The 22,273-nt window shown below is 65.8% G+C and carries 21 protein-coding genes; 9 read left to right on the top strand and 12 right to left on the bottom strand.

Annotation, left to right across the window (positions count from 1 at the left end):
* Positions 1–41: 41 nt before the first annotated feature.
* Positions 42–2,129 (bottom strand): polyphosphate kinase 1, encoded by a 2,088-nt coding sequence (ppk1, locus tag IM760_RS05390; RefSeq protein WP_204427513.1) that lies wholly within the window; start codon positions 2,127–2,129, stop codon positions 42–44.
* Between the two features lie 183 nt (positions 2,130–2,312).
* Between ppk1 and IM760_RS05385 the strand changes: the two genes are divergently transcribed.
* Complete coding sequence (locus IM760_RS05385; RefSeq protein ID WP_204427512.1) at positions 2,313–4,418, top strand: TonB-dependent siderophore receptor; 2,106 nt, start codon at positions 2,313–2,315, stop codon at positions 4,416–4,418.
* Between the two features lie 48 nt (positions 4,419–4,466).
* Here IM760_RS05385 and hemB read toward each other — a convergent pair whose 3' ends face one another.
* On the bottom strand, positions 4,467–5,477 hold the full coding sequence (gene hemB, locus IM760_RS05380; RefSeq protein WP_204427511.1) for a porphobilinogen synthase: 1,011 nt from the start codon (positions 5,475–5,477) through the stop codon (positions 4,467–4,469).
* A 156-nt stretch (positions 5,478–5,633) separates the two neighbouring features.
* Here hemB and IM760_RS05375 point away from each other — a divergent pair, with 156 nt between their 5' ends.
* Genes IM760_RS05375 through IM760_RS05360 form a run of 4 tightly spaced genes read left to right on the top strand, consistent with a single transcriptional unit; the run spans position 5,634 to position 8,348 of the window.
* Positions 5,634–6,929: a type II toxin-antitoxin system HipA family toxin gene (locus IM760_RS05375; RefSeq protein WP_204427510.1), complete on the top strand. Its 1,296-nt coding sequence runs from the start codon at positions 5,634–5,636 to the stop codon at positions 6,927–6,929.
* A complete protein-coding gene (locus IM760_RS05370) occupies positions 6,922–7,212 on the top strand; it encodes a helix-turn-helix domain-containing protein (RefSeq protein ID WP_204427509.1) in 291 nt (96 codons plus the stop codon). The genes IM760_RS05375 and IM760_RS05370 overlap by 8 nt, the downstream gene beginning before the upstream one ends.
* A 3-nt stretch (positions 7,213–7,215) precedes the next feature.
* Positions 7,216–7,719: a transcription elongation factor GreB gene (greB, locus tag IM760_RS05365; RefSeq protein WP_204427508.1), complete on the top strand. Its 504-nt coding sequence runs from the start codon at positions 7,216–7,218 to the stop codon at positions 7,717–7,719.
* Positions 7,716–8,348: a DUF502 domain-containing protein gene (locus tag IM760_RS05360; protein WP_204427507.1), complete on the top strand. Its 633-nt coding sequence runs from the start codon at positions 7,716–7,718 to the stop codon at positions 8,346–8,348. Before greB ends, IM760_RS05360 begins: the two co-directional genes overlap by 4 nt.
* A gap of 40 nt (positions 8,349–8,388) precedes the next feature.
* Here IM760_RS05360 and IM760_RS05355 read toward each other — a convergent pair whose 3' ends face one another.
* Positions 8,389–10,290 (bottom strand): ATP-binding cassette domain-containing protein, encoded by a 1,902-nt coding sequence (locus IM760_RS05355; RefSeq protein ID WP_204427506.1) that lies wholly within the window; start codon positions 10,288–10,290, stop codon positions 8,389–8,391.
* A gap of 72 nt (positions 10,291–10,362) precedes the next feature.
* Between IM760_RS05355 and IM760_RS05350 the strand changes: the two genes are divergently transcribed.
* Positions 10,363–10,839 carry a TIGR02444 family protein gene (locus IM760_RS05350; RefSeq protein ID WP_204427505.1) on the top strand — a complete coding sequence of 159 codons (477 nt, stop codon included), beginning with the start codon at positions 10,363–10,365 and terminating at the stop codon, positions 10,837–10,839.
* Here the strand turns inward: IM760_RS05350 and IM760_RS05345 are convergent.
* Positions 10,811–11,575 carry a ParA family protein gene (locus IM760_RS05345; protein WP_204427504.1) on the bottom strand — a complete coding sequence of 255 codons (765 nt, stop codon included), beginning with the start codon at positions 11,573–11,575 and terminating at the stop codon, positions 10,811–10,813. The two genes, IM760_RS05350 and IM760_RS05345, sit on opposite strands and share 29 nt — an antisense overlap.
* A gap of 325 nt (positions 11,576–11,900) precedes the next feature.
* Here IM760_RS05345 and IM760_RS05340 point away from each other — a divergent pair, with 325 nt between their 5' ends.
* Complete coding sequence (locus tag IM760_RS05340) at positions 11,901–12,662, top strand: BamJ family beta-barrel-assembly machinery protein (RefSeq protein WP_204427503.1); 762 nt, start codon at positions 11,901–11,903, stop codon at positions 12,660–12,662.
* 63 nt (positions 12,663–12,725) lie between these two features.
* Here the strand turns inward: IM760_RS05340 and rsd are convergent, their stop codons facing one another.
* The 8 genes from rsd to IM760_RS05300 all read right to left on the bottom strand — a co-directional run bounded on the left by rsd (position 12,726) and on the right by IM760_RS05300 (position 20,025).
* Positions 12,726–13,214, bottom strand: coding sequence for a sigma D regulator (gene rsd / locus IM760_RS05335; protein WP_204427502.1), 489 nt, complete (start codon positions 13,212–13,214; stop codon positions 12,726–12,728).
* Positions 13,215–13,454: 240 nt separating this feature from the next.
* Complete coding sequence (locus tag IM760_RS05330) at positions 13,455–14,162, bottom strand: LrgB family protein (RefSeq protein ID WP_204427501.1); 708 nt, start codon at positions 14,160–14,162, stop codon at positions 13,455–13,457.
* Entirely contained in the window at positions 14,155–14,511 is a 357-nt protein-coding gene (locus IM760_RS05325) for a CidA/LrgA family protein (RefSeq protein ID WP_204427500.1), read from the bottom strand. Before IM760_RS05325 ends, IM760_RS05330 begins: the two co-directional genes overlap by 8 nt.
* 124 nt (positions 14,512–14,635) lie before the next feature.
* The gene (locus IM760_RS05320; protein ID WP_204427499.1) at positions 14,636–15,139 is read right to left on the bottom strand and encodes a disulfide bond formation protein B; all 504 of its coding nucleotides are present in this window, start codon (positions 15,137–15,139) and stop codon (positions 14,636–14,638) included.
* Positions 15,140–15,173: 34 nt separating this feature from the next.
* Positions 15,174–15,377 (bottom strand): ribosome modulation factor, encoded by a 204-nt coding sequence (rmf, locus tag IM760_RS05315; protein ID WP_204427498.1) that lies wholly within the window; start codon positions 15,375–15,377, stop codon positions 15,174–15,176.
* 134 nt (positions 15,378–15,511) lie between these two features.
* Positions 15,512–17,080 (bottom strand): glutamate--cysteine ligase, encoded by a 1,569-nt coding sequence (gshA, locus tag IM760_RS05310; RefSeq protein WP_204427497.1) that lies wholly within the window; start codon positions 17,078–17,080, stop codon positions 15,512–15,514.
* Between the two features lie 114 nt (positions 17,081–17,194).
* Positions 17,195–19,534: a Tex family protein gene (locus tag IM760_RS05305; RefSeq protein WP_204427496.1), complete on the bottom strand. Its 2,340-nt coding sequence runs from the start codon at positions 19,532–19,534 to the stop codon at positions 17,195–17,197.
* Between the two features lie 122 nt (positions 19,535–19,656).
* Positions 19,657–20,025, bottom strand: coding sequence for a response regulator (locus IM760_RS05300; RefSeq protein ID WP_204427495.1), 369 nt, complete (start codon positions 20,023–20,025; stop codon positions 19,657–19,659).
* 201 nt (positions 20,026–20,226) lie between these two features.
* Between IM760_RS05300 and ompR the strand changes: the two genes are divergently transcribed.
* Together ompR and IM760_RS05290 are read left to right on the top strand one after the other, a co-directional pair.
* Positions 20,227–20,937 carry an osmolarity response regulator transcription factor OmpR gene (gene ompR, locus IM760_RS05295; protein ID WP_204427494.1) on the top strand — a complete coding sequence of 237 codons (711 nt, stop codon included), beginning with the start codon at positions 20,227–20,229 and terminating at the stop codon, positions 20,935–20,937.
* 12 nt (positions 20,938–20,949) lie between these two features.
* On the top strand, positions 20,950–22,266 hold the full coding sequence (locus IM760_RS05290) for an ATP-binding protein (protein ID WP_204427493.1): 1,317 nt from the start codon (positions 20,950–20,952) through the stop codon (positions 22,264–22,266).
* Positions 22,267–22,273 lie beyond the last annotated feature (7 nt).

Raw genomic sequence — 22,273 nt, 5'->3', positions numbered from 1 at the left:
GCGCGGTCGTTCGACCGCGATTCGGGGCGTGGGTGGGCGGATCAGCCGCCGGTCAGTTCCTCCAGCAGGGCCTGCTGGGCCAGGAACGGCGCTTCGCCTTCTTCGGGTTGCACCCGGGTATAGGTACCGTCCGGGTTCAACGTCCAGGCCTGGCCGTTGTCGCGCAGATAATAGTCCAGCCCTTCGCGAAGAATCCGCATCTTCAGTAGCGGGTCGTTCACCGGAAAGCAGGTTTCCACCCGGTTGAACAGATTGCGGTCCATCCAGTCGGCACTGGAGCAGTACAGCAGATCCTCGCCGGCGTGATGGAAATGGTAGATGCGCGTGTGTTCCAGGAATCGACCAATGATGGAGCGCACGCGGATGTTCTCCGAGAGGCCCTCGATGCCCGGCCGCAGACAGCAGATACCGCGCACGATCAGATCGATCTCCACCCCCGCCTGACTGGCCCGGTACAGGGCCTGCATGATGCGGCCCTCGGTGAGCGAGTTGAACTTGGCGATGATGCGCGCCGGCTTGCCGGCCCGGGCCTGTTCGGTCTCGAAGTCGATCCAGCTGATCAGGCTCGGATGCAGGGTGAACGGCGAATGCTTCAGGTGCTTGAGGCGCGCCGCCTTGCCCATGCCGGTGAGCTCCTGAAAGATCTTGTGCACGTCCTGGCACAGTCCCTTTTCCGCCGTCATCAAACCGTAGTCGGTGTAAATGCGCGTGGTCTTGGTGTGGTAGTTGCCGGTGCCCAGGTGCGCGTAGCGTTTGATGCCGTCACCGTCGCGGCGCACCACCAGCAGCATCTTGGCGTGGGTTTTGTAGCCCACCACGCCGTACACCACCATGGCGCCGGCTTCCTGCAAGCGGCGGGCGCCTTCGATGTTCGACTCCTCGTCGAAGCGCGCGCGCAGCTCCACCACCGCGGTCACTTCCTTGCCATTGCGGGCGGCGGTTTCCAGATGGTCGAGAATCTCGGAGTTGGTGCCGGTGCGGTAGAGCGTCTGCTTGATGGCCAGCACCTTGGGGTCCCGGGCCGCCTCGGCGAGCAGATTGACCACCGGGCTGAAACTTTCGAAGGGGTGGTGCAGCAGGATGTCGCCCTGGTCGATGGCGTCGAACACGCTCTCGTGCTTCTTCAGCGCCGCCGGCACCCGCGGGGTGAACGGCGCATAGTGCAGGCGTGGCCGGTTGACGCTGGTGAACATGCGCGCCAGGTTCACCGGCCCGTTCACTTCATAGGCGTCCTGGGCGGTGAGCTCGAATTGCTCCAGCAGATAGTCCACCAGATGCCGCGGGCAGTTGTCCGCCACTTCCAGTCGCACCTCGTCGCCGTAGCGCCGTGACAGCAGCTCGCCCTTGAGGGCGCTGGCCAGATCCTCGGCGTCCTCGTCCACTTCCAGGTCGGCGTTGCGGGTGACCCGGAACTGGTAGCAGCCGGTGGCGCTCATGCCCGGGAACAGATCGCTGACATGGGCGTGGATCATCGACGACAAAAAGATGAAGTTGTCGTTGCCGTTCTCGCAGATGTGCTCCGGCAGCCGGATCAGGCGCGGCAGGGAACGCGGCGCCGGCACGATGGCCAGGCCCGTGGAGCGCCCGAAGGCGTCCTTGCCGTCCAGCGGCACGATAAAGTTGAGGCTCTTGTTCACCAGCCGGGGGAACGGGTGGGCCGGGTCCAGGGCGATCGGCGTCAGCACCGGATAGACCTGCTCGCGGAAGTACTTTTTCACCCACTCCGCCTGGCGCCGGGTCCAATGCTCCCGACGCAGAAAGTGCACCCCTTCCTCGGCCAGGGCCGGCAGCAGAATGTCCTGCAGAATGTGGTACTGGCGTTGCACCGCCTCATGGGTGACGCGGGCGATCTCGTCGAGGATTTCCTGGGCCAGCATGCCGTCCGGCCCGGGCTGCCCGGTGCCGGTTTCCAGCCGATTCTTCAGCCCGGCCACGCGGATCTCGAAGAACTCGTCCATGTTGGACGAGAAAATCAGCAGGAAATTGAGCCGCTCCATCAGCGGATGGCGCTCGTCCATGGCCTGTTCCAGCACCCGCAGGTTGAACTGCAGCAGGCTCAGTTCCCGGTTGATGTAGTAGTCGTGATTGTCCAAGTCGATGGCGTGATGGTGGTTGGCGATGTGATTCATGGCGTGATCCCGGCCCGGACGCGAAAGAGCCTCCATTCCATGACATTACTGTGACAGAGGCATGACAGGGCGGTGCCTGAGTCAGAGTACCGCACTGAAAGGCCGCCGGGGAGGGCTTCCATGCTTACGAATGATACGTATAATGCGAACCATTCTTGTTTGCTTTAAGTCCGGAGTAGTTCTATGCAATTGTTGCCAATCGGCGGCGGCCGTGGTTTCGTCGTGGGCGCCTTTTTGACCCTGGGTGGCGCCCTGTGGGCACCGACCGCGCTGGCCCAGTCTCCCAGCGGCACCGTGGCACCGGTGGAAGTGGAAGAAGAAGCCCCCAAGGAAACCTATATCACCGCCGACGAACCCGCCGACGCCGGCAAGTTGAAGGTGGCCGCCGAGCGTCAGCCCTTCGCGATCACCGTCATCGATCAAGAGTTCTTCCAGGACACCGGCGTCAAAAACATCCAGGACGCGCTGCAATACAGCTCCGGCGTTTACTCGGGCAGTTTTGGCTTCGACACCCGCGGCGATTCCGCCAAGATCCGTGGCCTCAATCCGACCTTGTACATCGACGGCCTGCGCGCCTCCTACGGCTCCTACAACAGCGTGCGCCCGAACACCTTCGGGCTTTCCAAAATCGAAGTTCTGAAGGGCCCGTCCTCGGTGTTGTACGGCCAGGCGGACCTGGGCGGCATCATCAACGGCGTTTCCAAACTGCCGAAGCCGGTCAAAGAAGGCTATCTCAACGCCCAGGTAGGTTCCTACGACCGCAAGCAGGTCGCCGCCGACATCACCGGCCCCCTGTCCGAGGACGGCAAGCTGCTGTATCGGCTGGTGGCCTTGAAGCGGGACAGCGGTACCCAGGTGGACTACGTGGACGACAATGGTTACGTCTTCGCGCCGTCCATCACCTGGCTGCCCACCGACGACACCACGGTGAGCCTGCTGTTCAACAGCCAGCAGAACGACGGCGCGGTGTCCGCCCAGTTCCTGCCGTCCCGGGGCACTATCGATCCGGGCCCGTTGGGTGACATCGGCTCGGAAACCTTCGTCGGCGAACCGGGCTGGGACCGTTACGACCGTCGCAAGGACGAGGTGACGCTGTTCGTGGATCACCGCCTCAACAGCGAATGGTCGCTGGGCTTCACCGGTCGCTACACGGAAACCGAAACCGAGACCCGCGAGCACTGGGCCACCATCTCGCCGACCTACCCGCTGGCGGACGGCACCATCGCGCGCACCATTTACATGAGCGACAAGGGCACCGAGATCACCAACTTTGATGTTCGCCTGGAAGGTGACGTTCTGTTGGGGCCCACCCGTCATAACGTGGTGTTCGGGGTCGACCGTCAGGACGCGCTGTGGACCGAGGACAACAGCTTCACCGGCGCCGGCACCGACCTGAACGTGTATGACCCGCAGTACGGCAACGTCAACTACGCGGTGCTGGATCCGCAGGACGCCAACGACAACGAGATCAAACAGACCGGTGTCTACGTGATCGATCATATGGAGATCGACCGGGTGGTGGTGTCCGGCGCGCTGCGCTACGACGACAGCACCAACAAGGTGCTGGCGGTGAACGGCGCCGACACCGAGTCCACGGATACCGAGACCACCGCGCGGCTGGGCCTGATGTACCGGTTTGATTCCGGCATTTCACCCTATGTGAGTTATTCCGAGTCGTTCGTGCCGAACCTGGGCACCGACGGAAATGGCCAGAGTCTGGACGCCAGCACCGGTGAACAGCGGGAAGTGGGCGTCAAATATCTGTCGCCGAACAAGGACCTGTCGGTAGAGGCAGCCTGGTTCGATATCGAGGAAAACAACCGGGTGATCGACGGCAACTCGCCGAACAGCCTGGAGCAGGTGGGCGCCACCGTGGATGGCTGGGAAATCTCCGTGATCAAGCAATGGCAAAACCTGTCCCTGCTGGCCAATTACACCCGCCTGGACGCCAAGGAGGATTCCACCGGCGAGCGCCTGCCCTATGTGGCGGAGGAAGTGGCGTCAGCCTGGAGCAAGTACCAGTGGGAGAATGGCCTGCGTGTTGGCGCCGGCGTGCGCTACCAGGGCGACACCGTGGGCTCCGACTACGGCAATGGCGCCGGCCCGGAAGTGCCGTCGGTGACTCTGTACGACGCCATGCTCGGTTATTCCACCGGCCCCTGGGATTTCACCCTCACCGGCAAGAACCTGGCGGACAAGGAATTCGTCTCCTGGTGCCGAGGGCCCGGCTACGACTGCGGCTACGGAGAGCGCCGTATGGTGATCGGCGAAGTCGGTTACCGCTTCTGAAAACAAAAAAGGCCGGCGAAAGCCGGCCTTTCTCGTATCCGCGACTGTTCAGCCGCGCCCGGCCAGCTTGACGGCGGCGGCCTTGGCGAAGTAGGTCAGGATGCCGTCGGCGCCGGCGCGCTTGAACGCCAGCAGGGATTCCATCATCACCTTGTCCTGGTCCAGCCAGCCGTTCTGGAAGGCGGCCATGTGCATGGCGTACTCGCCGCTCACCTGGTAGGCGTACACCGGCACCCGGAATTCGTCCTTCACCCGGCGCACCACGTCCAGGTAGGGCATGCCCGGTTTCACCATCACCACGTCGGCGCCTTCCGCCAGGTCCAGGCCGATTTCGTGCAGGGCCTCGTCGGAGTTGGCCGGGTCCATCTGATAGGTGGTCTTGTCCGCCTTGCCCAGGTTGGCGGCGGAGCCCACCGCGTCGCGGAACGGGCCGTAGTAGGCGGAGGCGTACTTGGCGGAGTAGGCCATGATGCGGGTCAGGGTGTGGCCCTGCTCTTCCAGGGCCTGGCGGATGGCGCCGATGCGACCGTCCATCATGTCCGAGGGCGCCACCATGTCGGCGCCGGCGTCGGCGTGGGACAGGGCCTGCTTGACCAGGGCGGTGACGGTGGCCTCGTTCAGCACGTAGCCGTCGTCGTCGAGGATGCCGTCCTGGCCATGGGTGGTGAACGGGTCCAGGGCCACGTCGGTGATCACGCCCATGTGCGGCACCGCCGCCTTGATCGCGCGGGTGGCGCGCTGGGCCAGGCCCTCCGGGTTCCAGGCCTCGGCGGCGTCCAGGCTTTTCACCTCCGCCGGGGTCACCGGAAACAGCGCCATGGCGGGCACGCCCAGGTCGGCCAGTTCGCGCGCTTCTTCCACCAGCAGATCGATGCTCTTGCGCTCCACCCCGGGCATGGACGGCACCGCCTCGGTGCGCTGCTCGCCGTCGAGCACGAACACCGGATAGATCAGATCGTCCACGGTAAGGGTGTTTTCCCGCATCAGGCGGCGGGAGAAGTCGTCCTTGCGCATGCGGCGCATGCGCGTGGCCGGCCAGGGGGCGCGGTGGTAAGACATGGGCCGAACCTCTCGGTAGCAAGGCATCAAAAATCGGGGAACGAAGTTTACCAAACCCGCGCCGGCGAGGAAAAAGAGATCGGACCGGTAGTATATTGGCGGTATTCCGCCGAAACATGGCTGTGAAAGCGCTGATAACGGAAGTATCATGCGTAAATGGACAATAAATGCACGATCCAGGTGTTTGTGGACGGCGTATGGCGGGACGCGGCGGTGATCAGCCTGGCGGGCCCGGAGCGCCAGGGTTGGCGCGCGCCCACTTACACCACTTACCTGCCCGATTACGCTCTGGATCACTTGGGGCGCCGTGATGCCGCGGCCTGCGGCGTCCGTTTCTCCGTGTCTCTGGAAATTGATGAACAGGATACCTGGCCGGCTTGGCTGGTGGATGTGTTGCCACAGGGCTACGGTCGACAGGAGCTGCTGCGTCAGCTGGAGTTGCCGGCCACTGCGGAAGCCGCGGGGGACTGGCCGTTGCTGAGGGCAGGTGGCGGCAACCCGATTGGCAATCTGCGCATCAAGGAAGCCTGGGAATGGCTGGCTGAGCGCCCGGCGGGCCCGGCCCGTGGGTTTCGCTTTGAAGACGTGGCGGGTCGTCCCGAGGAGTTCGTGGAACATCTGGCCGCGCACGGTTTGTTCGTGGCCGGCTCCTACGGCGTGCAGGGGGAGTGGCCGAAGATTCTGCTGGCCGAGGCCGACGACGGCCTGCTTTATTTGGATCATACCCTGGCGGACGAGCGCGCGCGCCGGCACTGGCTGGTCAAGTTCCACCGTGGCACCGACCGCGATCTGCAAGCCATCCTGCGAGCGGAAGCCGATTATATGGAGCTGGCCCGGGGACTGGGGCTGCGCGTCCATGGTTCATTGGAGACCCATGGTCGTACTCTGTTCATCCCTCGCTTTGACCGTCGCCTTGAGGGTGGCGGTGTACAGCGCATCGCCCAGGAGAGTCTGGCTTCGCTGTGTGGGCGGGCTGGATTCGGGATCGCCGTGCGGCATGAAGACGCCTGCCGGGCGCTGGCGGAGGTGGTCAGCGAGCCTCAAACCGAGATTATTGAGTACCTGAAGCGCGACGTGGCCAACCTGGCCCTGGGCAACAAGGACAACCATGCCCGCAACACCGCCCTTGCCCGTCATCACGATGGTCGCATCACCTTGACCCCGGTGTTCGATTTCGCGCCCATGTTTCTGCATCCGGACGGGATTGCGAGACAGAGCCGCTGGCTGGCCGATAACGGTGGGCAGCCCGACTGGCAAAGGGTGACGGAGGCGGTGGCGGCGGCGACCGGCCTGCCGATGGACCCGTTGCGTCGGGCGCTCGGGGAGATGGGCGCGGGCGTGCGGGCGTTACCGCAACGCATGACCTCGCTGGGCATGGACCCGGACCTGGTGGAGAGACTCCGACCGGGGACGAAGAAGCTGGCCGAACAATTGGAGCGCTTGCATGGATAGGCGTTACGCCGAGTTGAGTCCCGCGGAGCAGGTGGAGCGGCGTCGTGAGGTGCTGAGTCATATCCACGACCATCCGGAGCTGCCGATCCATCGGGTGGTGGCGCTGCTGCGTGGCGGGTTGCGCTTCACCTTGAGCGAATACAGCCGGCTCACGGGTGTGTCCGCGCGGGTGATTCAAGACATTGAACAGGACCGGGGCAACCCCACCCTGGGCACCGTGGAAAAGCTGCTCGCTCCGTTCGGGCTCAAGCTGGCGGTGGTGTCCTCGCGGATCGGAGAATAGCGCATGGGCCGTTGGCGACCGAAAGGCACCCCCGCCTCCAAGTACATCACGCCGGAGGGCTACCGGCGCCTCAACGAGGAGCTGCAGCGGCTCTGGAAGGAAGAGCGGCCGCCGATCACCAAGTCGGTGCAGGAGGCCGCCGCCCAGGGCGACCGGTCCGAGAACGCCGAGTATATTTACGGCAAGAAGCAGCTCCGCGAAATCGACCGGCGTATTCGTTTTCTCAGTAAGCGCCTGGACGGCATGACCGTGGTGGACCGGCCCCCGGAGGACACCGGCAAGGTGTTTTTCGGCGCCTGGGTGGAGCTGGAGGACGACGACGGCAAGCGCGAAACCTACCGGTTGGTGGGCCCGGACGAGGCCGAGGGCGGCGCCGGTCTGATCAGCATCGACGCGCCCCTGGCCCGGGCCTTGCTGGGCAAACGGGTGGACGACGAGGCCTGGGTGCGAACGCCCGCCGGCGAGCGCTGTCTTTATATCAATCGCATCTGGTATGGACACCCATGAGCAACAACCGAGTCTGGTTTTTCATTCGCAAATCCCTGTTGGGCGGGCTGCTGATTCTGCTGCCGATCTCCATCATCGCGTTCTTCTTCAAATGGATTTACGACGCGGTGACCGGCCTGATCGCGCCGTTCACCGGTCTGGTGGTGCGCGCCTTCGGGTTGCCCAGGTTCGCCGCCGACTGGGTGGTGGTGGCGGTGCTGGTGGTGTTCTGTTTTCTGGTCGGCACCCTGGTGGCCACCAAACTGGGGGGCTGGATCTGGCAGCGTCTGGAAGAGCGGGGCATGGCCCGGGTGCCGGGCTACCGCACCGTCAAGGAAGTGATCACCCAGTTGTTCGGCGGCAGTCAGGACAGCCTGATGCGCGGGGAAGTGGCGCGGGTGTGGCTGTACGGCCGGCAGGTATCGGTGACGGTGCTGGGGCTGATCACGTCCCGGCACGACGACGGCGTGCTATCGGTGTTCGTGCCCACCGGGCCCAACCCCACCTCCGGTTTCATTTACCACGTGCACGAAAGCCTGGTGGAGCGGCGACCGGACATTGGCGTGGAGCAGATGATGAAGACCGTGGTGGCCTGCGGCGCCGGCAGCGCGGCGCTGCTCAAGCGCGGCGAAGTAACGGAACGGGGCTGATCGCGACCGGGCGGCGTTCCGCTTCAGTCGCGATCCCGGGTTACAGAGAAGCTTCCGCCTCTTCCAATTTCTCCATGGCCTCCAGCAGCGCCATCTCCAGTTCTTCCCGGCGGTTCTTCAGGTCGCCCTGGCGGGCCAGCAGCGCCTGCAGTTCGTCCTTGCGGCCAGCGTCGGTGTACAGCGTTTCGTCGGCCAGGGCGGTCTCCACCTCGGTGAGCGCGTCGCTCTCCCGGTCCAGCGCCTTCTCCAGCTTTTCCACTTCCTTTTTCAGCGGCCGCAACTGCTCGCGGCGTTTGGCCGCGTTCTGGCGGCGCTGGCGGGCGTCGTCGCGGCCGGCGGCGGGTTCCGCGCGCGCCGCCGCGTTGGCCTCCCGGCGGGCCTGCTGCAGCCAGCGGGCGTAATCGTCCAGGTCGCCGTCGAAGGCGCGCACCGTGCCCTCGGCCACCAGCTGGAACTCGTCCACCGTGGTTTCCAGCAGGTGGCGGTCGTGGGACACCAGCACCACGGCGCCCTCGAACTCCTGCAGCGCCAGGGTCAGCGCCTCGCGCATCTCCAGGTCCAGGTGGTTGGCCGGTTCGTCGAGCAGCAGCAGCGCCGGTTTCTCGTGCACGATCAGCGCCAGCGCCAGGCGCGCCTTTTCGCCGCCGGAGAAGCGGCCCACCGGCTCGAACACCGCGTCGCCGTGGAAGCCGAAGGCGCCCAGTTCATTGCGCACCTGCTGCTCGGTCCATTTGGGATGGGCGCGATTGATCAGCTGGTAGGGGGTGTCGTCGGCGGCCAGCCGGTCCACCTGCTGTTGGTGGAAATAGCCCACCGCCAGGTCCGGGTCCCGCTTCAGCCGGCCGTCCAGGGCCGCCAGTTCGCCCACCAGGGTGCGGATCAGCGTGGACTTGCCGGCGCCGTTGGGGCCCAGCAGGCCGATGCGTGACTCCGGCCGCAGGCTCATTGTCACGTTGCCGAGAATCGGCGCGCCTTCATAGCCGCAGGTGACGCCGTCCAGATCGATCATCGGGTTGGGCAGCCGCTCCGGCTTGAGAAAGCCGAAGCTGAACTCGGAATCCACATGGGCGGGGCCGATGCGTTCCAGCTTTTCCAGCGCCTTGACCCGGCTCTGCGCCTGCTTGGCCTTGGTGGCCTTGGCCTTGAAGCGGTCGATGAACTTCTGCAGATGGGCGATCTGCACCTGCTGCTTCTCATGCATCTTTTGCTGCAGGGAAAGCTGCTCGGCGCGCTGCCGTTCGAAATCGGAATAGGTGCCGGTGTAGCGTTTCAGCCGGCGCTGCTCGATGTGCAGAATCTCGCCGACGGTGGCGTCCAGGAAAGCGCGGTCGTGGGAGATCAGCATCAGCGCGCCGGGGTGCTGGGTCAGCCACTGCTGCAGCCAGAGAATGGCGTCCAGATCCAGGTGGTTGGTGGGTTCGTCCAGCAGCATCAGGTCGGCGTCGCTGAGCAGTACCTGGGCCAGATTGAGGCGCATGCGCCAGCCACCGGAAAAGGCGCTCACCGGCTGCTTCTGCTGGGCCTCGGAAAAGCCCAGCCCGGCCAGCAGGGTGGCCGCCCGGGCCGGTTGCTCCCAGGCGCGCACGGCGTCCAGTTCCGCGTGGGCGGCGGCGATGCCGGCGTCGTCCCCGTCGGCCTGGGCCCGCGCCAGGGCGGCCTCCGCGCGGCGCAGGGGGCGGTGGCCGTCGAGCACATACTCCAGCGCCGCCTGTTCCAGTGCCGGCACTTCCTGGGCCATCATGGCCAGGCGCCAGTCCGCCGGCCGTTGCAGGTGGCCGCCGTCCGGTTCCAGCTCTCCCAGGATCAGCCGGAACAGCGAGCTCTTGCCACTGCCGTTCTTGCCCACCAGACCCACCCGGGCGCCTTTATGCAGCACGAAGCCGGCGTCCTCCAGCAACAGGTCGGAGCCACGGCGCAGATTGATGTGTTCCAGGGAGAGCATAATCGGGTTTTACGACGGAAAAAGACCGGCGCAGTGTAGGCCAAGCGCCGTTCCAACAGAAGGGGAACCAGCATGGACAACGAGCCGACCCTGTGGCGATTCGCACTGGGCCTGTGGCGGGACAAGAACGTGGAGCGGGTGTGTCTGCGCCTGCAGGATGACTACGGCGTGCCGGTGGCGACGCTGCTGGTGGCGCTGTGGTTGGCCCGCGGCGGGCGACGCCCGGACGCGGCCCTGGGACGACGCCTGAGCGGCCACGCCGAGCGCTTCGAGGAGCGCTATCTGCGGCCGCTGCGCGCGGTGCGGCGGCGCGCGGCGGAAGACGGCGCCGCTGAGCTGAAGCGCCAGATTCAGGAAGCGGAGCTGGAAGGCGAACGGCTGTTGCTGGAGCAGCTGGCCGGGCTGGCCCGTACCCAGCCCGGCGAGGGCACGGAAACGGCCCTGGGCTGGCTGCTGCTGGTGGTGCCGGAAGTGGCCCAGTGCGAGGGCCTGCAGGCGCTGCTGGAAGAGCTGGCGGCGCTCAGCGAAAGCCGGGCAGCGAGCGGATAAGGTGGCGCTGCACCTCGAGCCACTCGCCGATCAGCTGCCAGTGACGCTGGTCGGCCTGATGGCGCGGGCCGCTGGGGTCGAGCATGCTGCCGCCGTCGGCCATGGCCTGCACGTATTGCTGGGTGTCGCGCAGCGTCACGAGATAGGGAATCTTCAGACTCGCCAGAAACTGCCGCAACGCCTCGTACATGCGCGTGCGGGTGCGCGCCCGGTTGGCGATCACCGCCAGCCGGCGCGGGCGCCGTTGATAGCTGGGCGCCAGCATCACGTTCTGCACGAAGCGGGTGGTGGCGCGGATGTCGATGGGGCTGGGCAACACGGGTATCAGCACCACCTGCGCCACCCGCAGCACATGGTCCAGGGTGTGGCGGTCCATGCCCGCCGGTGAGTCGATCACCACCACGTCACGGGCCCGCTGCAACTGATCCTGCAGCCGCCCCAGGGACACCGGTTCGTCCGCCGGCCAGCCCAGCGCTTCGACCATCGGGTCCTGGCGCAGCCGTACCCATTGGGTGGCGGACTGCTGCGGGTCCAGGTCCAGCAGGGTGACCGCCTGGCCGGCCAGGCTGAAATAGGCGGCCAGATTGGTGGCCAGCGTGGTCTTGCCACAGCCCCCTTTGCTGTTGGCGATCAGGATCACCAGCCGCCGCTCATCCTGGCGCGCCACCCGGCGCGCCGACGGCGGCGCCAGGGTCGGGTCGCCGGGCGTCGGATCGCTATTGGTGTTATTGGGCATAGTCTGCTTCCCCTCCGAGCGCACTATAACCGGTTTGGGTGCTCAGAATTAATACAGACGTTGCGTCCCGGGCCGGCATCGCTCTTGGCACCTTGACCGTTAAAGCATGCGATCCGGAGAGATTTCGTGAATCCCGGTTTTGACAGCGGCCCGCGGAAAGGCACAATGAACCCTCTTCGTCCGCCCGCAGTCGACGGAGAGGGAACCAATCGGGGGAAAACGCGGTCATGCGTTAACCGGTAGCGTCGACCAGGATCACCGCGGAGGACTTGCGCGGAGAGGACCACCGGCGCAGGGAAAATAAACGTAAGCCAACGGAGGCAGAATGAAGAAGATCGCAATCGTGCTGGCCGGCAGTATCCTGCTGGCGGCCTGTGGCGGAGACAACGAAGACAAGAGCAACGACGTCAAGCTGGAAAGCGCCGATCAGAAAGCGTCCTATGCTCTGGGTTTCCGCAGCGCCGAACAGATGAGCGCCATGAACAACCTGGATCTGGACGCCATGATCGCCGGTCTGCGTGACGGCTTCGGCGACAATCCGGAATCCCGTCTGGGCGAGAACGAAGACATGGATCAGCTGATCCGTGACTACCAGACCCGCATGATGGAAGCGCGCCAGAAGGAACAGGAAGAGCTGGCCAAGACCAACCTGGAGGAGTCCAAGAAGTTCCTCGAGGAAAACGCCGAGAAAGACGGTGTGAAAACCACCGACAGCGGTCTGCAGTACGAAGTGCTGGAATCCGGTGAGGAAGGCGCCGCGTCGCCCACCCTGGAAGACACCGTGGAAGTGCACTACAAGGGCTCCCTGGTGGACGGCACCGTGTTCGACAGCTCCATCGAGCGTGACAAGCCCGCCGTGTTCGGCCTCAAGCACATCATCCCGGGCTGGCAGGAAGCGCTGCCGATGATGAAAGTCGGTGACAAGTGGAAGCTGTACCTGCCGCCGGAGCTGGGCTACGGCGAACAGGGCGCTGGCGGCGACATCGGCCCCAACCAGGTGCTGATCTTCGAAGTCGAGCTGCTGGACGTGCAGAAGAAAGGCGAGAGCGCTCAGCAAGGTGACGCCGGGGAAGGCGACACCGAGTAAGCGCGCTTCACGACGCCGAAAAAAAGGCCACCTCCGGGTGGCCTTTTTCGTGGTCCCGCGGATTCAGTGCCGCAGGGCGTGACGACGGGGCGCCTGATGCACGCTCAGAATCAACTGGTCCTCCAGCGCGAACCGTTCCTCCAGCACCTCCGTCAGCCGCGTGAGCCGTTCCGGTAGCTGCTCCAGTTGCACCAGGCAGTGATCGTCGCTGTCGAAATCCTCGTTGAAGGCCAGGGCCTCCTCCGTGGAGAGGTCCAGCTGACGAAGGATATGGGAGGCCACCTCCGGGGTGGGCGTGTCCCGATACCGGCGCGCCTCGCGCACCAGCTCCCGGTACACCTCGAAATAGCCGGCGCTGATGTAGTCCATCAGCAGCTGGCAGAACTCGCGCACCTGGCTCTGCACCGGGCGCGGGCGGGCGTCGTCGAAACCTTTCAGGCCCTGCAGGGCGCACAGCAACACGATCAGCTGCTGGCGCTGTTCCAGCCAGGCGCCGACCAGGGCCTCGATACGGCGCCATTGCATCAGGGGGGATAAAGCGGGGGGTGCCATGACGGTCGCTCCTTGTTCCTTGCCGGCAGGCGGCGCCGGCGTTCGTTGTGGGGGCTGACGATCCGGTGAACAGCCACCCCGGCGCCAATACGCCGGACATCGGGTGGGGGGATTTCGAGGCTAGCCCCGGGGCGGCGCCGGCGGCAACGGGGGGAAGGGGCAGGTTTTACACACCGGCGACAAAAAGGCTTGGCGGTCAGTCAGTTGCCGGTAAAGACGGATTTGTCATAAGAACCGGCGTTAAAACAACCAACCGGCGATCCAGGGCCACAGCCAGGGCAGCGCCAGGGCGGTGACCAGCCCGGTCAGGCCCAGGGCCAGACCGGCGAAGGCGCCGGCTTTCTCGCCGAATTCAAAGGCCCGGGCGGTGCCGATGGCGTGGGCCACCAGGCCCAGGGCGAAGCCGCGCACCCGGTCGTCACGCACCCGCAGCAGGCGGAACACCGGCCCGGCCAGCAGGGCGCCGACGATGCCGGTGATGGCCACGGCGCCGGCGGCCAGGGACACGAAACCGTCGGTGCTTTTCACCACTTCCACGGCGATCGGCGTGGTGATCGACTTGGGCGCCAGGGATCCCACCACCGGCTCCGGCGCGCCCAGCCACCAGGCCAGCCCGATGGAAATGCCCGCCGCCAGGGCGGCGCCCACCAGGGTGGTGATCAGCACCGGCCGCCAGACCTGGCGCACGGTGCGCAGTTGCCGGTACAGCGGCCAGGCCAGCGCCACCGTGGCCGGGCCCAGCAGGAAGGAGAGGATTTCGGTTTGCTGGCGGTATTCCTCGTAGGACAGGCCCACCAGCGGCAGCACCACGATCACCGGAATCGAGGCGACGAGGAACGGGTGCAGCACCGGCAGGCTGTGCGCCTTGCCGTAGATCCAGATCGCCATCCGGTAGCTGGCCAGGGTCAGGATCAGGCCGAACAGCGGGGTGTGCACCAGTTCAGTCATGGGGACGCTCCGGCGGCGCCGGCATCAGCCATTTCAGCAGCAGGGTGACCAGCACCAGGGCGATCACGGTGCCCAGCACCACCGCCACGGTGAGCGCCAGGGCGTAGTCCTGATAGCGGCTCCACTGCAGCACGATGCCGACCCCCAGCGGAAAGATCAGCAGACTGATATGGCGGATCAGGGCGCCGGCGGCCTCGGCGATGCGCTCGCCACCGGGCAGATTGAACATCAGGGCGAGCAACAGCAGCACCATCCCTACCACGGGGGCGGGCAGGGGCAGGCCAGTGAGGTGGATCACCACCTCGCCGAGAAACTGAAACAGCAACAGAATCAGCAGACCATCGAGCACGGTTGGGTCTCCGCGGCCGGATACACACGGTGGCGCGGGGCCGAAACCGAATCGCGGCTGAGGCCGCTCCTACTCTTCCTGCTCGGTAGGAGCGGCTTCAGCCGCGATTATTATGCTTTTGGATTCAGGCCCGGCGCGGGCGGAACAATTGTATCAGAGCCACCACCAGAACGCCGCCGAACACCACCAGCGACCAGCCCGGAATGGTCAGGCCCAGGAACCGCCAGCTGATCTCGGCGCATTCGCCGGAGCCGGACAGCACGGTGGCCAGCACCTCGTGCAGGGGGAAGGCGTCGATCATGTAGTCCAGGGTCGGACCGCAGGCGGGGACTTCATCGGCGGGCAGGCTCTGCAGCCACAGGTGGCGCACGGCGATGGCCGCCCCGCCCAGGGTGGCCAGGCCGGTGAGCACCGCGTAGACGCGCACGCCCACGCCCTTGGGGCCGTGCAGGGTGGCGATCAGCAGGATCACCATCACCACGATCAGGGCGATGCGTTGAAAGATGCACAGCGGGCAGGGCTCCAGCCCTTCCACGTGCTGCATGTAGAGCGCGCCGGCGAAGGCGGCCGCGCAGGCGAGCAAAGTCAGTCCATTGAGCGCGCGGGGCGCCGGAATCAGCGATTGCATGGTGGGTTCCCTGTTTTTTTAGTCGTTCGCTGTGTCAGACGTCGCGGGACGTGGCGGGTTCCCGGCGATCACGCCAGGCGGCGGCGCCGGCTTCCCAGCCCTGCACCCACCATTCCGCCAGGGCCTCGTCCAGATAGGGGCACTGGCCCACGCCGCCGCCGGCCATGCCCCACATGCAGCCGCGGTTGTAGGCCTTCTCGAACGGGTCCCTGGTGGGTTCGAATGTTGGCTCGAACATTCCCTCTCCTTGCCCGGAAGCGCCGGGTTCACGGGATGTTCCGCCAGAGTAGCACCGGGCGATGACACCGCCATGGCCACTCGTTAACATTTTTCGACCCTTCGTCCGGTGCCGGTCGGCAAATCCCCGGCCCCTCAGCCCTGGAAATAGTCGCGCAGATAGTCCTCGAACGGCGGTTCCGCCTGGGCCTCGACGGCGGCCTGCTCGGCCAGGCTGTCGCGGGCGGCCTGGCGCAGCTCCTGTTCCACGTCGCTTTCCAGCGGCCGCGCCAGGAAGTGGTCGCGGTGGGCCAGGGCCTGCTCCAGAGCGAACGCGAAAAAGCCCTGATTGCGGCTTTCCAGCCGATCCAGAATACGGCCGGAGGGCGTGGCGTCCGGGGTGCGGATTTTCTCGCGCTGGTGCTCCAGGGCACGGGCGTAGTTGTCGCCGCCGTGGGTGCGGTCGAACAGCTCGGCGATGGGGATCATCTGATCGAGTTTTTCCAGGCCCCACTGGCGCAGGCTCACCGCCTTGCCCCAGTTGTTCAGTTCCACGCTGGTGTCACGGCCCTGGTAGACCACCCGGCGCAGGTTTTCCTTGCTGGCATTGAAGTCGTCGCTTTCCAGCTGCGGCGATTCGCGCAGCAGGCAGTAGGTGGCGAACAGGTCCAGGAAGCGGATTTCCTGCTGATTGATGCCCACCGGCTCGAACGGGTTCAGATCCAGGGCACGGATTTCGATGTACTCCACGCCCCGGCGCTGCAGCGCCAGGGTGGGGCGCTCCCCCGGGTTGATGGTGCGCTTGGGCCGGATCGAGGAGTAGTACTCGTTCTCGATCTGCAGAATGTTGGCGTTGAGCTGCAAATAGTTGCCTTCCGCATCGCGCACGCCCAGCTTTTCGTAGGCCGGCTCCGGGGTCTTGATGGCGTGGGTCAGGGTGTCCACGTATTCCTGAAGATTGTTGTAGCTGATCGCCAGGGACGACTGGGCATTGTTCTGGTAGCCCAGATCGCTCATCCGCAGGCTGGTGGCCTTGGGGCTGTAGAGGCTGTGGTCGAAGCGCTCCAGCAGATGATGGTCGCGCCCGGCCAGGAAGGTGGCGCACAGGGCCGGCGAGGCACCGAACAGGTACACCAGCAGCCAGGAATAACGCTGGAAATTACGGGTCAGATCGAAATAACGCTGGGAAATGTAGTCCTGCAGCTTGCCGGTCTCGCCTTCCAGTTCCTGGTGGATGCGCCAGAACGCCTCCGGGAACGAGAAGTTGTAGTGGATGCCGGCGATGGTCTGCATCTTGCGGCCATAGCGATGGCCCAGCCCGATGCGGTAAATGTGCTTCATGCGGCCCACATTGGAGCGGCCGTACTCGGCCACCGGCACGTCGTCGTCGGTGCCGATCATGCAGGGCATGGAATTCACCCACAGCAGTTCATCGCCGATGTGCCGGTAGGTATAGCGGTGCAGCTGATCCAGAAACTCAATCGGCCGGCGCAGGCAGGTGCTGGGCGGGGTGATGAACTCCAGCAGGGCCTCGGAATAATCCGTGGTGATGTACGGGTGGGTCAGTGCCGAACCCAGCTCCGTCGGGTGCGGCGTGCGCGCCAGGGTGCCGCGCTCGTTGATGCGCAGACTTTCCTTTTCGATGCCGCGGTGAATATCCGCCAGGGTGGCGGCGGCGTCGGAATCAAGCAGCGCCTGGATGCGCTGGCTGAGCATATCGGTCATGGGCCTATCCGATCTGGCCGGCGGCGCCGGGACGGCGCCGCCAGAGGTTGGTCGCAGGGCAGGACACTGTATGGCAGGCCAAACGGTCGCCGCAACGTTGGCGTGCGCCGGCCCTCAGCGCTTCTTCTGTTGCTCGAAGGCCTTGGCGAAGGCGGCGCCCAGGGCGCCCTGGCCCTGGGGTTGGGCCTGCTGGCCCCGGCCCTTGCCGGCCGGCCGCTGGCCGCCCTTGCGCGGACGCCCCTTGGCCGGCGCCGGCGCGCCGCCGGCGGCCTGCTCCTGGTGCCGGTCGTCCAGGCGCATGGTCAGGCTGATGCGCTTGCGGGGCTTGTCCACCTCCAGCACCTTCACCTTGACGATGTCACCGGGCTTGACCACGTCGTGGGGATCCTCCACGAACTTGTCGGCGAGCGCCGACACGTGCACCAGGCCGTCCTGATGCACGCCGATGTCCACGAACGCGCCGAAGTTGGTCACGTTGGTCACCGCGCCCTCCAGCATCATGCCGGGCTTCAGGTCGTCCAGGGTTTCCACCCCTTCCTTGAACTCGGCGGCCTTGAACTCCGGGCGCGGGTCGCGGCCGGGCTTTTCCAGTTCACTGAGGATGTCGGTGACGGTGGGCAGGCCGAAGGTGTCGTCGGTGAATTCCGCCGGTTTCACTGACTTCAGGAAGGGCGCGTCGCCGATCAGGTCCTTCAGCGGGCGGCCATGTTTCTCGGCGATTTTCTCCACCACCGGGTAGGCTTCCGGGTGCACGGAAGAGGCGTCCAGCGGGTTGTCGCCGTTCATGATGCGCAGGAAGCCGGCGGCCTGCTCGAAGGTCTTCTCGCCGAGACGCGGCACCTGCTTGAGCGCGTCGCGGTTATTGAAGGCGCCGTTCTTCTCGCGGAAGCTGACGATGTTGCCGGCGATGGTGGCGTTGAGGCCGGCGATGCGCGCCAGCAGCGGCGCGCTGGCGGTGTTCACGTCCACGCCCACGGCGTTCACGCAGTCCTCCACCACCGCGTCCAGGGAGCGTGACATCTTCACCTGGCTCACGTCGTGCTGGTACTGGCCCACGCCGATGGACTTGGGATCGATCTTCACCAGCTCGGCCAGCGGGTCCTGCAGGCGGCGGGCGATGGACACCGCGCCCCGGAACGACACGTCCAGGTCCGGGAATTCCCGCGCCGCCAGTTCCGAGGCGGAATACACCGAGGCGCCGGCCTCGGACACCATGATCTTCTGCATGGTGAGCTTGTCGCGCAGGGCCTTGACCAGTTCACCGGCGAGCTTGTCGGTCTCGCGGCTGGCGGTGCCGTTGCCGATGGCGATCAGGTCCACGTTGTGTTTGACGCACAGCTTGGCCAGGGTGGCCTGGGACTGGTCCCACTGGTTTTTCGGCTGGTGCGGGAACACGGTGGTGTGCTCCAGCAGTTTGCCGGTGGCGTCCACCACCACCACCTTGACGCCGGTGCGCAGGCCCGGGTCCAGACCCATGGTCGCCTTGGGACCCGCCGGCGAGGCCATCAGCAGGCTCTTCAGGTTGCGGGCGAACACCTGGATCGCCTCTTCTTCCGCCAGCTCGCGCACGCGCCCCAGCAGTTCGGTTTCCAGGTGGGTGTTGAGTTTGATCTTCCAGGTCCAGCGCATCACCTCGCCCAGCCAGGCGTCGGCGGCGCGGCCCTGGTCCTTCCAGTCCGCCACCTGGGTGACCATGGACACGCAGGGGTGCGGCTCGGCGTTCTCCAGTTCCTCGGGCAGCACCATGGACACATGCAGCACGCTCTCATTGCGGCCACGGAACAGGGCCAGGGCGCGGTGGCTGGGGATCGCCTTCAGGGCCTCGTCGTGCTCGAAGTAGTCCCGGAACTTGGCGCCGTCGTTTTCCTTGCCGTCGGCCACCCGGGCCTGGATGTGAGCGTTGTCCCACAGCCAGGTACGCAGCCGGGTGAGCAGCTCCGCGTCCTCGGCGAAGCGCTCCATCAGGATCTGCTTGGCGCCGTCCAGGGCGTCCTTGGCGGTGGCGATCTTGTGCTCTTCGTTGAGGTAGCCGGCGGCTTCCTGCTCCGGGTTCAGCGTGGGGTCGGCCAGCAGCGCCTCGGCCAGCGGCTCCAGCCCGGCCTCGCGGGCGATCTGCGCGCGGGTGCGGCGCTTCGGTTTATAAGGCAGATACAGATCTTCCAGGCGCGTCTTGGTGTCCGCTTCCTTGATCGCCTTCTCCAGCTCCGGCGTCAGCTTGTCCTGCTCGGCGATGCTTTTCAGGATGGTGTCGCGGCGCTCTTCCATCTCCCGGAGGTAGCGCAGCCGCTCCTCCAGATTACGCAGCTGGGTGTCGTCCAGACCGCCGGTGGCTTCCTTACGGTAGCGGGCGATGAACGGCACGGTGGCGCCTTCGTCGAGCAGCGCCACGGCGGCGGCCACCTGACGGGGCTGGGCATTGAGTTCCTGGGCGATGATCTGTTCGATGCTTTGCATGGGGATTCCTGGCTTGCGCGGCGGCGCGCGCGGCGCGAAGGCGTGTAAACGAAAACGACCGGAATCATAGGGAATGACTCCGGTCGTTCATAGATTGACTTGACGGGGCGGGGTGTGGTTGCTCAGCGGTTGCCCAGGACTTTGGCGATCATCGCCGCCAGTTCGCCGTCCTTCGGCGGTTTCACGATGTAGCCGGCGGCGCCCTGGCGCTCGCCCCACACCTTGTCGGTTTCCTGGTCCTTGGTGGTCACCAGGATCACCGGAATGCGGCTCAGCTCGGCGTCCTTGGCGATCTTGCGGGTGGCCTGGAAGCCGTTCAGCTCCGGCATCACCACGTCCATCAGAATCAGGTCCGGCTGTTCGCTGCGGGCCTGCTCGATGCCTTCCTGGCCATTGCTGGCGGTAATCGCCTGATGGCCCTGGCTCTCCACCATTTTCACCAGGTTGGTCAGCTGGGTGGGGGAATCGTCCACCACGAGAATCTTCGCCATTGTGCTTGGTCTCCTTATCGCCGGCGCAATCATAACAAGGGGCGGCCGGCGCGTAACTTGATGAAAAGCGGCACTCCCTGCCAATTTGCGTCACCGCGCGGTGCGGCGACCGGTAATCTTTCTATACAATCTAGCCCGGCGCCGGGCTTGCCGGGAGCGGCGGCGGCGGGTAAACCGGGCCGGTGGACAGCGAGGAGCACCATGAGCGAACAAGTGGAAAAGATTCTGGTGGTGGACGACGACGCCCGTCTGCGCGGCCTGCTGCAGCGTTTTCTCGAAGAGCAGGGCTACGCGGTCAAGGCGGTGGCCGACGCGGAGCAGATGGACCGCGCCCTGTCGCGGGAGATCTACTCGCTGATGGTGCTCGACCTGATGCTGCCCGGCGAGGACGGCCTGTCGATCTGCCGGCGCCTGCGCGACGAGGACAACAACCTGCCGATCATCATGCTCACCGCCAAGGGCGACGACGCCGAACGCATCGAGGGTCTGGATGCCGGCGCCGACGACTACCTGCCCAAACCGTTCAATCCCAAGGAGCTGAGTGCCCGCATCCGCGCCGTGTTGCGCCGCCATGTGCGGGAAGTGCCCGGTGCCCCCAGCAAGGAGGAGTCGGTGGTGCAGTTCGGCCCCTGGAGCCTGGACCTGGGCAACCGCACCCTGGCCCGCGAGGGCGACCCGCAGCCGCTCACCACCGGCGAATTCGCGGTGCTCAAGGCGCTGGTGCAGAACCAGCGCGAACCGCTTACCCGCGATAAATTGATGAGCCTGGCCCGGGGCCGGGAATGGTCCGCCATGGAGCGTTCCATCGATGTGCAGGTGTCGCGGCTGCGCCGCCTGCTTGAAGACGACCCGTCCAAACCCCGCTACATCCAGACCGTGTGGGGCGTGGGCTATGTGTTCGTGCCGGACTGAGCCGGCGCCCCCATGGCCCGTTTCCTGCCCAAGACCGCCTTCACCCGGGCCGCGCTGATCGTCGGCCTGGTGATCGGCCTCAGCCAGGGCGTCACGCTCTGGTTCTTCGCCCGCAACGCCTACCTGCCCGGCATCCGCGAGTACGCGCGGCTCACCGCCCTGCAGGCGGAGCTGGTGTTCCCGCCGGACGGCGATGCGTCCCTGGGCCAGCGCCTGGGCGAGACCACCGGCATCGTGCCGGGCACGCCGCCGAGCTTCGGTGAGCCGCGCACCCTGGTACTGTCCCGGCCGGTGATGGACCGCTTCCGCGAGGAATTGTCGGCGCGTCTGGGCGAGGACGCCACCGTGCGTCTGGAGGACGACCGCCAGCCGATCCTGTGGGTCACGGCGCCCTCGTTCCAGGGCGGCTGGCTGCGGGTGCCCATGTCGTTCTTCCGCGACTACGACCGCTATCTGCTGCTGGGCTGGGGGGTGACGGTGCCGCTGCTGGCGGTGATCGGCGGCCTGCTGATCGCGCGCAGCCTCAACCGGCCGCTGCGGCGGCTGGCGCGGGTGGCGCTCAAGGTGGGGCGGGGCGAGGCGGTGCCGGTGCTCGACGACAGCATCGGCCCCACCGAAATCCAGGCGGTGAACCGGGCCTTCAACCGCATGACCAGCCAGCTGCAGCAGGCCCAGCGCGACCGGGCCTTGCTGCTGGCCGGGGTGTCCCACGACCTGCGCACGCCGCTCACCCGGCTGCGCCTGTCGGCGGAATTTCTCGACGACGAGGAAATGTCCCAGGGCATCATCGCCGACATCGAGGACATGGACGCCATCCTCGACCAGTTCATCGCCTTTATCCGCGACGGCGCCGATGAACAGCCGGACTACGAGAACCTGAACAGCCTGATTGACGAGGTGGTGGCCAAATACCCCCTGGAGAAATTGCGCATTCACCAGGAGGACGTGCCGCGCCTGATGCTCAAGCGGCTTACCGTCAAGCGCATGCTCTCCAACCTGATCACCAATGCCCTGAAATACGGCGCGCCGCCGGTGGAGATCACCACCGAGGTGGACGACAACGCCCTGCGACTGACGGTGCGAGACCACGGCAAGGGGGTGCGCGAGCAGGACATCCCCCTGTTGCTGCAGCCGTTCTCCCGGGGCGAGATGGCGCGCACCCTGTCCGGCAGCGGCCTGGGGCTGGCCATCGTCAAGCGCATCGTCGACATGCACCACGGCGAAATGGTGCTCGACAACCATCCCCGGGGCGGCCTGCGGGTGCGCATCCGCTTCCCAGTCACCGGCCAGCTGGTGCAGCCGGAAACGCTCTCCGCCGGAGTGCGTTAAAACCTTT

The sequence above is a fragment of the Alloalcanivorax marinus genome (genome assembly GCF_016906305.1).
Lineage (GTDB): Bacteria > Pseudomonadota > Gammaproteobacteria > Pseudomonadales > Alcanivoracaceae > Alloalcanivorax > Alloalcanivorax marinus.
Note: the sequence above shows the minus strand (reverse complement) of the source record. Positions and strands in the feature narration are given on the sequence as shown.